Origin of the sequence: Nostoc sp. ChiQUE01b, from assembly GCF_034531255.1 — a bacterium.
Taxonomy (GTDB): Bacteria; Cyanobacteriota; Cyanobacteriia; order Cyanobacteriales; family Nostocaceae; genus Nostoc.
In genome coordinates this window covers 1-12935 of sequence record NZ_JAVRBM010000139.1, presented here as the reverse complement: position 1 = coordinate 12935, position 12935 = coordinate 1, and the positions used below count along the sequence as shown (strand labels likewise).

Here is a 12935-nt window from a genome sequence, read left to right as displayed (position 1 = left end):
TGCTATGGAAGATGTGCTTCGCACAGCGTCCTAATCGCCTTGTCCGTTGCTATAATTTTAAACTTGCAATCAGGGAGAGTGCAGACTAATAAAGTAACTCCACAGATATTGCAAACTTTTGAGAATGCTAATACTCAAATTGATAAAATATTAGCTAAATCTCAAACACAACAAATAGACTTACAAAGGTAGATTTAGGTCAGAGAAACGTTCATCTGCTACCTCTTGATAGGCTCATAGCAATAATCCTACCGAGAATAACAAAAAATGTCCAACTTTGTTATTACTGGAGTTGAATAATGCCCAAGTAAGAAAAATAAAGAAAAATCTCCCCATTGTCCGATAGCTACTGCGTTCTCCTGTCCAACGGGCAATTCCCCTCATCGTGACTCGACCGAATGGCACTAAGAAAAGTTGAAACTTGAAACCTCTTTGCTGGCACGGTGTGGGAGGTGTGGGAGGATGGGGAGGCAATGCATCATTTGTTGATATGCAGTTATTCAATTTCTCCTCTTTCTCCTCTTTCTCCTCTTTCTCCTCTTTCTCCCCACACTTCCCCCACTCCCCACACGCAAAATCTTGTTATATCAGGGCTTTGCGATTAACAAGCGTGCCATTCGTGACTCGACCCAAGCATCTTCCACAATGATAAGATATCAAGCATGATCCGAGTTTTTCTTTCATTGATTAGAATTGGATGGCAACAGACTGTTTAAATTTTTAATTGTGATGGTTTGACGATCAGACGCTGCACCGATAAGATTTGCACCATCTGGACTTAGCACAGCATCATGTTTAAGTCCATCAACATCAGAAATATATTTGTCATTCATCCAATTCCACAAGTTTGTGGAACAACAATCGTTAAAAATGATTGTTTGACTATCAGGAGTAATAGTTAATGAATTTAATGAACTAGAATAGCCCGGCAATGTTTTTAAGAGTTTTAAGCTTTGAGCATCCCAAACTTTAACCATCCAAATTGTACTGAGTTCTTGACGATCCATTCCGCCAGTGACTATTAATTTACCATCAGCGCTGAGGGCGATGACCTCAACTCCAAGAGAATGAGCCGCCCAGCTTTGGATAAACTTTTGTTGACGTAAATCCCAAATCTTGACTCCACCCAGGCTACCAATATATAAATTTTGATTATCTTTGCTGACTGCTAAAGACAAAACATAACCACGAGTATTGACTTGCTGCTGAAGTTTACCCTGAGATAAATTCCAAACTTTTACAACCGGATCGTTCATACTCCCAGTAACCAAAGTTTGAGCATCAGCACTGATATTTAAGGCTTGGACTTCTCCTAAATGTCCGGGAGAAAAGGTTTTATCTAATGTGATACTTTTATAATTCCATTTTTGAATTACGCCTGTAGACGTACCTACGACTAAAGTTTGATTATCTGGACTTACAGCGATAGATTGAATTTTGCCAGAAAAGACGCTCAAGGTTTGTTGCAGACTCTTGCTGTTAATATCCCAAACTTGAATTTTGTTCTCCCAATTCCCGCTGATGAGTGTTTGGTTATCTGGTGCGATCGCTAAAACTCCAATATGTTCTGGTATTTTCCAGTCTGGGATAGCTGATGTATGAGTCGAGATATCCTTTTTTGGAGCTTGTTGCTGTGAGTCAGCGTAAATTTGTGGTATTTGCCAAAGTGGTGTCAGCATATACATCAACAGAAAAATTACCACATCGACAATCAAAAACCACTTGCGCTCGCGTGACTTTTTAACTAGTGGATTTGCTGGGTGTATAGTTTGATGTGCGCTAATAGCTGCGATAGCTTCCGGTAACTGATTAGATATGTTTGTCGCCGCCTGAGATGTCAGCTTTAAATATACTTGCTCGCTCAACTGAAGAATTTTAAATTCTAATGGTAGTTCTTGACGATTAGCTGAAATAAAACCTAGCCCATTATAAAACTGTTTATCTTTACGCCAACCTAGACAGTACAGGGGTAGGGTGATTTGCGGCTGAATCCGAGCTAATAACAACCTCGTCATTTCTTGTGGTTTATATTGTGGCTCAATATGTAAGTTAAATAATATCGCACAGTTCGTATTCTTACCAAAGTGAACGTAACCTATTGGGCGTTTATCTTTTTCAATTATTAACTCTTGCCATCTAAAAATAAAGCAATTCAAAATAAAGTATAGGGAGATGAACCACAAAGCGATCGCAATTCCCGAAACTGGTAGATCCAGTAAAGAATAATCAAATTCCGCTATCCAGGTTAAACCCAAAAGGGCTTTGATAAAGCTTAAAGTTAGACTAATCACCACAAAACTGCCGCTTGCCATCAAAGCAAGTACAGTCAAAATATAAAGTAGAGATTTTCTAAATCTTTGCCGATACCAAAAGGTTTTGTAAATTTGCCATTGCTCTTTAACATCTTGGAAAGGGCGAATAGAAATCCCAGGTGGTAAAGGTAAACTTGTTGATTGATGGTCGCCGATGGGAATTGGTGGTTGCAATAATACCATTGCAGGTAGTTGATAAAGCTGCAATTCTTTGGGCTTATCTTTCTTGGGAAGAGCGACAAACCCAAATCGTTCATAAAATAATTTGAGATGAGGAAGATAAACTAGATATACAGGTAAACTAACATTTTCTAGGCAATTCCAGAGTAACAGTGAACCAACACCTTGGTAGCGATGTTTAGGAACAATATAAATGTTAGACAGGATATTATATTTTTTTCTTGCTACAAAGAATGCCCAGCCAACAATTTGCTTTTGATATTCAACAAACCAAACTTTATCATTGATATAATGGCGTGACATTAAATATGCAGAAAGTATGTATATACCAAATCCAAATGCAACTGCACTACCCATATACAAAAATACAAAAAAATCACTTGGGCTGACTGCTGAAGAAATAATCTGCCAATCAAAGAAGTGATTTGGCGGTTTTCCATACTCAAATAAATATGCTTTATAATTTATCTCTAATCTCTTGACAAATATGTCTAAAAATGTTCGGATACAAAGAATTATCCCTAAGATAGATGTCAAAAGAAATATCCAACCAGAGTATTTAGAGTTGTGCGCTTGTAGCTCTGCAACAGTGCCTGTACGGAAGGAGTATCCTGAAGATGGTTTTTCAGATGAAGACATCGATTAATCAACCTATTAATAGTTGCACGCCTGAGAAAATATTTGTGTGATTGCTCCCAGCTTTTCACGCAACTCAGATGATGGAGAACCGCAATTACACCGAAAAAATATAGAAGGCAGAAGGGAAAAATGCCCTGAATCTGCCCTTTGCTCAACATTTATTAACTTGGAGCTTAAGTTAGCACCTTAACGCCTTTATCTTTAGTGGGGAAGTTTGGAGAGTTATCAGAAAGCTCAAATTTTTGCCAAGCTCACTTCCTTGAGACGTATTCATCCCATTTCCACAGGCATTGAAACCTCGTAAATTGGCTAAGGTATTGCAGAGCGAGATGTTATATCATGTCCGGTTAAAGACTTATCATTAAGACCGCAGGGGGGCAGAGGTGCAGAGGTGCAGAGGGGAGGGGTTTTTGGGCTTTCTGCATAGAGCAAGCAAATTATAATTAATTAGCCGGACATGATATTATATAACCGCCCTGGCGATCGCAAAGAGCGAGAGGCGACTATTAAGGAAGAACGCTTCTGGTACGAACAATACGGGAAAGTATGCAGATTATGAATATGACAAGGAGGAGGAAGAATAACTTTGTGCTGATATGAACGACGACCGTAAGTGGTCGCTGATGAATTAGCTCTCACTGATGGAATGGCACGCTTGATTTATGTGAAACCTGCTTGCTGACTATCTTGTTGGGGGTAGGGTGTAGGAAAAAAATCAAGAAAAGTAAATATGAGTGCGAACATAATTGAAAAAGAATTCAGCTATTCAGAATTCAGGAGTCAGAATAAAGACGCTCTCTACGAGACGCTACCCGAACGTAGACTCGCTATCCGCCAGTCATAGAGAATACCCAACTGAATTCTGACTCCTGACTCCTGAATTCTGTTTGATAAACTTCTTTGCAGGGAGCAACGCTGGCATGAGCATTACTACACCCCACACCCAAAAACCTTATAAATAAGGGATTTACCGTTATCAAGCGTACTATTCGGCTATAAATCAAAGTCAAGGCTGAAGGTTTCCGGTTCAGAATCTTCTTCTTTCTCTTGTGCAAATGAAGTTTGAGTCCAAGATGTAAGTTGGTTTGACCCAGTATTAATGGGTGTGTCAGCTAAAAGTTGTGCAGGTAATCCAGCCTTGATGAAAACAAAATAGCAATCAACTATAAAGTAAAGCGTGTCCAGGTAACTTTTATCTAGTTTTTGCGATTCTGCAAATATGCGCTCTCGGTAATTATCTTTGAGGCGAACTTTTTCCGGTGCTAAGTCTTTTTTATCTGCCATTGTTATAACTTTACTTAAAAGATGTAGTAGCTGGATTCTTACTGCTGATGGTTTTTGCCATCTCTAAAAGCCCAGAGACATTGGCTTCTACCGGATTGTCCAGGATTTTGAAGCCGTTTTTCTCCAACAGCTTCTTAAATCCGGGTAACAGGCAACCTCCACCAATCGCCCAGATTTCATCCCCTTGGTGTTTAGCATCAAGCGTCAGATTCACCACTTTCTTCAAGTATTTTTCATACCAATCTCTTAAACTTGCGCTGTATATATCTTTGATATCGATGTCACGGCTGTACCTGGTATGCCCCATTTCCAGACAAAATCGGATAATGGAAGGATCTCCGATTTTTCCGCCATTTAAATGTTTCATTTTTTGGGAGATATCATCGATGAGAACTTCTACACCGATGGGGTAAGCAGTGTGAACTTCTCGTTTCCCTTGGTTGTAACGAGAATACAGGGTTGTTCCATTGCCAAAGTCTAAAATGGTTAATTTTTTTGGTAGTGGATGCCCAAACAATGCACCCATCCCTTCTAGTACAACTTTCAGCACTTCGATCTTCACGTCTGATTGTTTGCCAGCAAGTATTGGCTGATATTCTCCGTTTAGTACTTTTTGCAATTCGTCAGCTAGAGCAACATCATGTAAGCTAACGACTAATTTTAAATGCCAAGCCTTACGGTGTGGTAGATGTGCCAATGCGCCCAACAAAGTCAACAACGCATTATTGACTTTATTTTCATTATTGTCTGTGTTGCGGTCAAAATAATTCCCTGTCCGGTAAGCTGACTCTCCAACTGTATAAGCACTACCGTTAAAAACTACCCTCCCTGGAACATCTTCCATCTCGGCATTAGTTATATAGCTGGGGACACGAACTACTTCAAAGCCTTCGACTAAAAGTTTGAGGCTTCCGTAACCGTTATCGAAACCCGCAGGAAAAATTTTTTGTAACGTGTGAATGTTGGACATAAAGACAAAGGTAATACACTTTGATTTGTGAAAATTATCTGTTCAGGTAATTTTGGGGAGCAGGGGAGAGAAGAATAAAATAACTACCTCTTTTTTTCCTAATCTCAAGAGCTTATCATAACCCCTTGGGGGCTAAATGGGGTACAAAATATTAATCAGCAAAATATACCCCATTTAGCACCTATATGCACCCTATATAGGGGTTAAAATGTCCCCAAAGTCTTGAGCTATCATTGGGGTATATATAGCCCCCATGTAACCCCCAAGAAGAATTTTTAAAATCTTTTTTATCAACGCAGCAGAAATTAAATTAGATCGTTGTTGACTCTTTGATTTATACTTTACTATCAATTTTTTGTTGAAAAGCAATTCAGTCTTGATCTCTAACTTCTTACTGACCAAGCCCCGTTGGGGCCGGGTATAGGGTGTCGGGTGGAGTCAGAGAGAAAGCCCCAACAACCCTCTTCGTTACAAGCCCCGTTTTTCACTCACGATTCATTGGTCTGGGTTTCAAGCCCCGACCAATGCCGTATCTCCTACACCCAATACTTTTCGGGTAAGGGGAAAAGGGAAAGAAAAAACCTTTAACCCAACCCCAAAAACCTTTTCCCCAAACTAAATTCTGATGTTCAAAATGCACAAAGCGAATAGTATTGCTCCTACACACTACCCCCCGCACCCTTCTTGCTGAATACGTAACGAGTGGGTCACTACTTGCGGACAGGTTCAGCTTTCTCAACTGAATTATCATTCACACCCAAAGTCAATTCCAAAGGGGTTCTTTGGGGGTAAGCTTTTACTACTTGCCGATAAACATCATAATTAGTAGGTAGTGTCTTCTGTAAATTACCCACTCCGTAGGTCAGTTTGTACTGAACATCTTTGATCAATTCAGGTTTGCCTGCCTCTTCTTGAGATTTTTTACGTTGTTCAACTTCATCAACACCTGGTCGTGGCGGTAAAGTAGGCCACCATAAGCCTCGGTCATCTGGGCCAACAACTGCTCCTGGCGGTTTCAATCCATTCCGATTCAACACTGAAGTATTCGCAAAGATTTCAATGCGTGGCTGTGGTTGACTTGTTAGGTTATTCGCATACTTGACTTGCCAGGAGTAACTGGTGAGTGCTGTAGCTTCATACTGTTCAGCAGTAATAGTGCTGCAACTAGTTAGTATCAGTGCCGTTAGTGCAGTTATTAAGGGTACAATTTTCAACTTTTGCATTATCAATCGTGAATATCTTTCACCAATCACTCTTCAAGAGGAAGTGTGCCATCATTGCTGCCAAGGAGAAGGAATCGCTGTTGTCGAAAGCACTTCCCTTGCTTGCAGCCTAATCGCTGTTTGCTCACAGTTGGGGCATTTTACCTTTGTAAAAATCACTCTTTGGTCGTCCTTTGCACTCGCCCATTACGGGATCTCCGGTGTACTCGCTGATTATCCCCTGCTTGCAGTGATAGCACTCGAATATCACACGTCCTATCTCCAAGTTACAATCCAGGAATTGCATGTGCTGACAGGGTGATGGCGGTAATTCTGGTTCTTCGGGACGGTCTTGAAAGGGTATATGAGGTTTGGTTACTGGTGGTGAATCTATTTTTTTCTTGTTGCGCTTGCCAGTCACCTGCGACTCAACTTTTGGCGGCTCTGGGGGTTCATTGCTTATGAGGTCATGGTCAGCCTCTTGCCGAAAATTAAGTTCTTCATTATTAACTGGAGTCAAGTCAGACTTTAAAGGTGGGGCGCTAGACTTCGGCTCTTGTGGTTTCGGTGGTTTAAATGGGCGTTGGCTAGATTTCATTGATCCCTTTATTTACGTGAATAAAGCCAAATTGAAGAACTTTTGTATTCTAACCACTAATTTGCTATACAACAGATGTTAAATATTGCTTTGACCCAAAACGTTTTGGGTCAAAGCAATATTAAGTAAATATTTAGATAAATAACTAACGGGAATAGAAATTTGACTACTAAATTCATAACATTGACTGCTTTTAAAGGGGGAGTAGGCAAGACTACTTCAGCAGTCTGTCTATCCTGCTTATTTGCTCAGTCAGGATACAAGGTTTTGCTCATAGACTACGATCCAAATCGTTCAGCATCTGTTTGGGGGTCACGAGGCTCTTTGCCTTTCAAAGTGGCAACGGAAAATACTGCCAACCGATTAATGGCAAAAGAAAAATTTGATTTTATTGTCATTGATACCCCAGCTCGGCCTACTTCTGATGAAATTAAAGAACTAGCTGACGGATGCGATCTGCTTCTGGCTATTACAACTCCTTCAGCTCTCTCAATTAGTGCTTTAAACATAATGGTCCAAAATTTTCCACCAGAAACGAAATATTATGTTTTACTAACTGTTGTCCCCCCGTCATCAGAACCGGATGGGGAGATTGCTTTTCATACACTTAAAGAGCAAGGTCTACCTGTGCTAGAACAAGGGATTCAACGGTTGAAAGTTTATGAACACGCATCTGCTGAAGGTAAACCAGTCTATGAAATTAAACGAGGAGGAAAAAAAGCATGGGAAGATTGGAAGGAACTAGCAAAGCTGGAACCGATCAAAGACTTGCTAACCTAAAACAGATTTTAAGCTTTACTCCTGATACGGACGAGAGCGAGATAATTACCAATGAATCAGGCAAGGATTCAGGAGTAGTTTGGATACCCCGTAGTAAAATTCATCTAACTTTCAGTTTTGTGCCAGGTGGACAGCCTGTGCGCTACTACTATGACCAAGATGAACTAAAAGCTTGGGCACTAAATGACCTGAAACCGAATGGTATTTACTCTCCCTTATGGGTTCGTCCACTAAGCAATGCGTTGCCTGATGAATATGAACTTGTTGCTGGAAAACGCCGCTATCATGGTTCTGAGTTTGCAGAAATCGATCCATTGCCCGTCAGAATCTTTAACTGGAACGACCTTGAAGCTTTCAAAGCATCACTTGCAGAAAACAAAAATCGTCGAGATTTTAGTGCCTTAGAAGATTTAGATGGCACCTTGAAACTCCTTTCTTTAGCGATTGAAGGGACTGTTGAAGAAGCTATAAGTCTGCTGTACCAACTAGATAATCTCAAACGCCGCTCAGGTCTCAAAAACGTTTTAGAGCATCCTAAGTTTGACACTATTCAAGTAGTGTTTGGATTTTGTGGAGGAATTACATGGGAATCTTTTGTCAAAACTAGACTTCCCTTGTTAAAAAAACCTCAAGAAGTTCTGGAAGCTATTCGCCAAGGAAAAATTGAATATACCAAAGGTCTAGAGATTGCTAAAATTAACAACTCTGGTATTAGGCAAGAACTGTTAGGGGAAGCAATCGCCAACAATCTTTCACTTGCTGAAATCAAGAAACGGGTAAAAGTCATCAAACCCAGTTCAGAAAACCCTATCCAAACTAGACTTAATAGTGCTTACAAGCAATTTAAAAAATCTCTGAAAAACATTGAGAAAGATCCAAAGCAACTCCAAGAAGCGGAAAGTTTACTACTTAAAATAGAAGAATTTTTACAACAAAAGTGACCCAAAATGTTTTGGGTCATGTATTAAAGCAGCTTACTGTTGAGGTTTTAGGAAAAGTGACCAGGCAAGTTATATCTCGGAAGAAAGTTGAAATATATATTATCTAACAGTAGAGTTCATTTTTCTAAAAGATATCAACTCAAAATCTTTAGTATTTATGTACTATAATTAACTAATTTCCAGTATTATAATGATGTGCGGCCTCTTCTAACAGGCAATGTCCACTCCCCCTAATCTTTCTCCTCAACAAGTAAGCGCCTTTCCTCAACACGAAACAATCACCGGAGTCGTAGAACGCCTAACTTTTTACTCTGCTGAATCGGGTTACACTGTGGCAAGGCTGACTCATCCACGTAGTACTGAACTCACAACAATTGTTGGCAGCTTTGCTAACATCCAGCCAGGGCAAACTTTACAACTAACTGGTTTCTGGCGTGACCATCCACAATTTGGCCCCCAGTTCCAAGTAGTCAACTACAAAGAAACCAAACCAGCTACTCTCACTGGAATTGAAAAATACTTGGGTAGTGGGCTGATTAAAGGTGTTGGCCCAGTCACAGCAAGACGGATTGTTGCCCACTTCGGACTAGAAACCCTAGACATTATCGAAAACCAAATCGAGCGATTAATTGAAGTTCAGGGCATCGCTAAAAAGCGGATTACTCTCATCAAAAACGCCTGGTCAACTCAAAAAGCCATCAAAGAAGTAATGGTATTTCTTCAGGGGCATGGCGTTTCTACCACTTATGCTGTGAAGATTTACAAGCAATATAAGGATGAGGCGATCGCCACTGTTACCAAAAATCCGTACCGGTTAGCAGCCGACATCTACGGTATTGGCTTTCTGACTGCTGACAAGATTGCGATAAATATAGGAATTGCACCAGACTCAGAATTTCGTTACCGTGCGGGGATTATCCATTGCCTAAGTGAAGCTGCCGAAGATGGCCACTGTTACCTGCCACAAAGCGAACTGATTGAGTCGGTAATCAAACTGGTGACAACCGAATCTCATCAGCCCACAGAAGAAGCGGTTGCGATGATTATTAAAGATATGGCTCTCGCAGATGACCTGATTAGAGAGCGGGATGAACAGAAAACACTACTTTGCTACAAGCCAACTTACTTCCATACGGAACAGAATTTAGCTCAACTGATACGCCAACGCTTAGAAAAGCCTGTTGATACTGACATTGAGCGCGTGCGTGATTGGATTGACCGCTTTACTGTTAGCCGGAAAATTCAGCTTTCAGAACAGCAACGCCAAGCTGTAGAGACAGCAGCCTACTCCAAAATCATGATCCTCACTGGTGGCCCTGGCGTGGGGAAAACTTTCACTACCCATACAATAGTTAGTCTATGGAAAGCAATGGGTAAATCTATTGCCCTCGCTGCACCCACTGGACGGGCTGCTCAACGTTTGGGTGAAATGACTGGGCTAGAAGCCAAAACCATACATCGCTTGTTAGAATTTGACCCCCGCTCAAGGGGTTTCAAGCGCGATAGCGAAAATCCTTTACCCCACACGGCAATTATCGCTGACGAAGCTTCGATGCTTGATTTGTTTCTGGCTCACTCCTTGGTTAAAGCAGTATTAGCTGGCGCTCTACTGTTGTTGGTGGGTGACATTGACCAGCTACCATCTGTGGGCCCAGGTCAAATACTTGCTGATTTGATTAATTCTGGTCGTGTGCCAGTAGTGCGGTTAACCCAGGTATTTCGCCAAGCTCAACAGAGCGCAATTATCACCGCCGCCCACCAGATTAATCGAGGAATTTATCCCACAATCGAGCCAATCTCCGACAATCCTGTGTCCGACTGTATTTGGCACGGCGGCGGACATCAGCCCGAACATGGTGTACAGGCAATCTGCGAGTTGATTACCGATTTGATTCCACGGCTGGGTTTTAATCCTGCTACTGATGTGCAAGTACTTTGTCCAATGTCGCGGGGCTTGGTAGGGACTCGCAATCTTAATACCGTGTTGCAGCAGTTGATTAATCCACTCAGCCCCAACAAGGTGGAGATTAACAGAGGTGGAAATTTATTACGCGAGGGCGATCGCATCATCCAGCTAACCAACGACTACAACCGCGAAGTTTTCAACGGCGACTTGGGAATAATCCTCACCATTGATACTGTCGAGCAGGAAGTTACAGTACTGTATGGTGAGCGGACTGTGGTTTACGATTACGCTGACCTGAATGAAATTGCCCTTGCCTGGAGCATTTCTATTCATAAAAGCCAAGGCTCAGAATATCCGGTGATAGTTCTGCCAATCTATATGCAGCACTACATGATGTTAACCCGGAACCTGTTTTACACTGGGCTGACCCGTGCCAAGAAATTAGCGATCGTTGTAGGAGCAAAAAAAGCGATATCTCTGGCGGTGCGCTCTACTGATGACCAACGGCGGTACACACGGTTACAGCAGAGGTTACTTCACCCAGGACTGCATTGGTGATGAATTTTGATTATTAAAAATAGAAAACTTTATTGAGCTATTTGATTTATACTTTTAAATTCCTTGGTTTAAAAAAGTGTTGAGTTTGTATGTCCAGCCTGAGTTCCGACATGGTTCGCATCTATTTGCAGGAAATTGGTCAGTATCCTTTATTAAAGCCAGAGGAAGAAATTGCTTATGGTAGACAGGTACAAGAAATGATTGCCATTGAGCAATCTAAAAATGAACTCACCCAACAGCTAGACCGTGAACCAACTTTGACTCAATTAGCTAATGCTGTCGAAAAAACCGAAGCACAAGTCCGAGCAGCACTACACCTTGGCCAAAAAGCCAAACAAAAAATGGTAACAGCTAACCTGCGATTGGTAGTATCTGTTGCCAAGAAATACCAGAACCGCAATTTGGAATTTCTAGATTTGATCCAAGAAGGAGCGATCGGTTTACAACGGGGTATAGAAAAGTTTGATCCCAACCGGGGCTATAAGCTATCAACCTACGCCTACTGGTGGATTAGTCAAGCTATAACCAGAGCAATAGCAGAACAATCGCGCACTATTAGATTGCCTGTTCACCTCACTGAAATACTTAATAAAATTAAAAAAGTGCAGCGAGAAAGCTTTCAAAAACTTGGTCGTCATGCTAGTGCTGAAGAAGTGGCTGCATCATTAAACATCAGCCCAGATAAGCTTCGAGAATATCTCAGTGCTTCTCGCACAGCCATCTCTTTGAATAAACAAGTCGGAGACGAGAAAGAGACAGAATTGGGCGAAATTTTAGCAGACGTTAGCGCTTCACCAGAAAAACTGCTCACCCAAGAACTTCTATCGCAAGACGTAGCTAAATTATTAGAACCATTGACACCTATACAGCGTCAAGTGTTGACTTTAAGCTTTGGGCTAGAGAACGATCAGCATTTCAATCTCGCTCAGATTGGCCAACAGCTAAACCTTAGCCGAGAAAGGATTCGTCAAATCCAGGTCAAAGCTATAAGCATTCTCCGCCATCGACAAAACGACATGCAAGAGTATTTATTTGATTAACCCATCATGTAAAAATAAGTTGTACAAATTTCAGTAGACCGAAAAGTTTGACGTAGCTGACACTAGGGGGAAGATAGGCGGAAAGCATTAGTGTATAAGCTTTTTAGCTATTGTTTTTAGATAAATTATCCAAGTGAAAGCTGTAACAAAAGAATAAGGGCTTTAGCTTTGTCATTGGCATACTACAAACCTCGGTTTTAGGTAAATTTGTACTATTTTGCCCCTGGTGTCAGCTACGCTATATCTGCCCCTTTTTTGGTACAAAATGTGAAACCATCACCCTCTTGTTTGAGCGAAAAATAAGCTGATGTATCTACTAAATACATCAGCTTTTGACTTATCCCAAGATTTCAATCACAGCCGCTAGAATAGCTGGGGCTTTGTCTGAAACCGGAATGAATACCCGCTTTTGCCAGTTGATGATCTCGGTGAAGCATCCCACAGCTAAAAGTCGCTCTGCCAGTGAGACAGCATTAACGCGAATTTCTCACAAACAATAAAAAATCAATTTATATGGACTGATGT

General features: G+C 41.2%; 13 protein-coding genes. 6 read left to right on the top strand and 7 right to left on the bottom strand.

All coding sequences use genetic code 11. The features are described from left to right. Positions 1-192: hypothetical protein (locus tag RMY63_RS39830; RefSeq protein WP_322733947.1), on the top strand; the 192-nt coding region annotated here is incomplete at its 5' end. 42 nt (positions 193-234) lie between these two features. Here the strand turns inward: RMY63_RS39830 and RMY63_RS39825 are convergent. From RMY63_RS39825 to RMY63_RS39795, 7 genes are all read right to left on the bottom strand, one after another. Continuing rightward, the gene (locus tag RMY63_RS39825; protein ID WP_322733946.1) at positions 235-504 is read right to left on the bottom strand and encodes a hypothetical protein; all 270 of its coding nucleotides are present in this window, start codon (positions 502-504) and stop codon (positions 235-237) included. A 176-nt stretch (positions 505-680) separates the two neighbouring features. Next, entirely contained in the window at positions 681-3131 is a 2451-nt protein-coding gene (locus tag RMY63_RS39820; RefSeq protein ID WP_322733945.1) for a GNAT family N-acetyltransferase, read from the bottom strand. A gap of 447 nt (positions 3132-3578) precedes the next feature. Beyond that, positions 3579-3770 (bottom strand): hypothetical protein, encoded by a 192-nt coding sequence (locus tag RMY63_RS39815; protein ID WP_322733944.1) that lies wholly within the window; start codon positions 3768-3770, stop codon positions 3579-3581. 354 nt (positions 3771-4124) lie between these two features. Then, positions 4125-4415 carry a hypothetical protein gene (locus RMY63_RS39810; protein ID WP_109012816.1) on the bottom strand — a complete coding sequence of 97 codons (291 nt, stop codon included), beginning with the start codon at positions 4413-4415 and terminating at the stop codon, positions 4125-4127. A gap of 10 nt (positions 4416-4425) precedes the next feature. Beyond that, positions 4426-5385 carry a ParM/StbA family protein gene (locus RMY63_RS39805; RefSeq protein ID WP_322733943.1) on the bottom strand — a complete coding sequence of 320 codons (960 nt, stop codon included), beginning with the start codon at positions 5383-5385 and terminating at the stop codon, positions 4426-4428. 710 nt (positions 5386-6095) lie between these two features. Then, a complete protein-coding gene (locus RMY63_RS39800) occupies positions 6096-6608 on the bottom strand; it encodes a hypothetical protein (RefSeq protein ID WP_322733942.1) in 513 nt (170 codons plus the stop codon). Between the two features lie 124 nt (positions 6609-6732). Beyond that, entirely contained in the window at positions 6733-7185 is a 453-nt protein-coding gene (locus RMY63_RS39795; protein WP_322733941.1) for a hypothetical protein, read from the bottom strand. Positions 7186-7368: 183 nt separating this feature from the next. Between RMY63_RS39795 and RMY63_RS39790 the strand changes: the two genes are divergently transcribed. The 5 genes from RMY63_RS39790 to RMY63_RS39770 all read left to right on the top strand — a co-directional run bounded on the left by RMY63_RS39790 (position 7369) and on the right by RMY63_RS39770 (position 12910). Then, positions 7369-7965: a ParA family protein gene (locus RMY63_RS39790; RefSeq protein WP_322733940.1), complete on the top strand. Its 597-nt coding sequence runs from the start codon at positions 7369-7371 to the stop codon at positions 7963-7965. Further along, complete coding sequence (locus RMY63_RS39785) at positions 7908-8906, top strand: ParB/RepB/Spo0J family partition protein (protein ID WP_322733939.1); 999 nt, start codon at positions 7908-7910, stop codon at positions 8904-8906. The genes RMY63_RS39790 and RMY63_RS39785 overlap by 58 nt, the downstream gene beginning before the upstream one ends. A 217-nt stretch (positions 8907-9123) precedes the next feature. Next, positions 9124-11370, top strand: coding sequence for an ATP-dependent RecD-like DNA helicase (locus RMY63_RS39780; protein WP_322733938.1), 2247 nt, complete (start codon positions 9124-9126; stop codon positions 11368-11370). A gap of 89 nt (positions 11371-11459) precedes the next feature. After that, positions 11460-12410, top strand: a complete 951-nt coding sequence (locus RMY63_RS39775) for an RpoD/SigA family RNA polymerase sigma factor (protein WP_322733937.1) — start codon at positions 11460-11462, stop codon at positions 12408-12410. A 332-nt stretch (positions 12411-12742) separates the two neighbouring features. Beyond that, positions 12743-12910, top strand: a complete 168-nt coding sequence (locus tag RMY63_RS39770) for a hypothetical protein (protein WP_322733936.1) — start codon at positions 12743-12745, stop codon at positions 12908-12910. The last annotated feature ends 25 nt before the right edge of the window (positions 12911-12935 follow it).

What these genes read in the sequence shown, in the direction of transcription:
- RMY63_RS39820 (WP_322733945.1), bottom strand. Translation starts at nt 3,131, where the DNA reads ATGTCTTCATCTGAAAAACCATCTTCAGGATACTCCTTCCGTACAGGC.
- RMY63_RS39810 (WP_109012816.1), bottom strand. Translation starts at nt 4,415, where the DNA reads ATGGCAGATAAAAAAGACTTAGCACCGGAAAAAGTTCGCCTCAAAGAT.
- RMY63_RS39805 (WP_322733943.1), bottom strand. Translation starts at nt 5,385, where the DNA reads ATGTCCAACATTCACACGTTACAAAAAATTTTTCCTGCGGGTTTCGAT.
- RMY63_RS39800 (WP_322733942.1), bottom strand. Translation starts at nt 6,608, where the DNA reads ATGCAAAAGTTGAAAATTGTACCCTTAATAACTGCACTAACGGCACTG.
- RMY63_RS39795 (WP_322733941.1), bottom strand. Translation starts at nt 7,185, where the DNA reads ATGAAATCTAGCCAACGCCCATTTAAACCACCGAAACCACAAGAGCCG.
- RMY63_RS39785 (WP_322733939.1), top strand. Translation starts at nt 7,908, where the DNA reads ATGGGAAGATTGGAAGGAACTAGCAAAGCTGGAACCGATCAAAGACTT.
- RMY63_RS39780 (WP_322733938.1), top strand. Translation starts at nt 9,124, where the DNA reads ATGTCCACTCCCCCTAATCTTTCTCCTCAACAAGTAAGCGCCTTTCCT.
- RMY63_RS39775 (WP_322733937.1), top strand. Translation starts at nt 11,460, where the DNA reads ATGTCCAGCCTGAGTTCCGACATGGTTCGCATCTATTTGCAGGAAATT.